This is a genomic window from Undibacterium sp. JH2W, from assembly GCF_049340425.1.
Classification (GTDB): domain Bacteria; phylum Pseudomonadota; class Gammaproteobacteria; order Burkholderiales; family Burkholderiaceae_D; genus Undibacterium.
This window is the reverse complement of sequence record NZ_JBMPOT010000067.1, coordinates 1-662: the sequence shown is the minus strand read 5'-3', so window position 1 is coordinate 662 and position 662 is coordinate 1. Positions and strand designations below refer to the sequence as shown.

The following is a 662-nucleotide window of genomic DNA, read 5'->3' as shown; positions in this document are numbered from 1 at the left end:
TGCACCTGTCAGGTCGCCGTCGATGACGAGTGTGTCGTTACCAGCACCACCTACGACTGTGTCGGAGATAGTCAGACCAGCGCGTGTATCTTTGATGTTATCGAAGATCACTGTGTCGTTACCAGCACCCATCTTGATGTTTTGCGCGCCGTTGGCTGCACCGCTTGTGGATACGCGGACAGTGACGTTGGACAATTCAGCGGAAGCGTCGATCGTGGCTGCAACCAGTTTGACTTGACCAGCGTTCAGGGACAGATCAACGATACCTTTGAGTGAATCAACTGCCAGGCCGGATGTGTCGAGCTGGCTGATGCCGCCGATACCGACTGTACCTGCTGTGGTTGTGGTGTTGGTGTCAAAGTTGATGAATGTACCAGTTGCGCCTACACCTGCGGTTGTACCGATGGTGATGGTGCCTGTGTGGGAGGCGACGCTTTGCAGGGATACGGTGTTGCTTTCTGTATCGCCGTCAACGATGGTGACGTTTTCTACTGCGTTTGTGTTCAGACCAAAGTTGAAACGTGGGTCTGTGTTCAAACCGTCAGAAATGGTCACTGCAACTGTGTCGCTTGCACCGCTGTCTGTTGCCAGGTTGGCGCTGATTGTTGCTTGGCCGATGGCATTGGAGTTGGTGTCACCATGTTTGATGGTGATGGCTGCTG

Annotated in this window: 1 protein-coding gene; it reads right to left on the bottom strand. The window is 53.6% G+C overall.

Annotation, left to right across the window (positions count from 1 at the left end; genetic code table 11):
• Positions 1-662 (bottom strand): hypothetical protein (locus ACO0LC_RS29135; protein ID WP_423009753.1); only part of this gene is annotated, 662 nt, incomplete at both ends.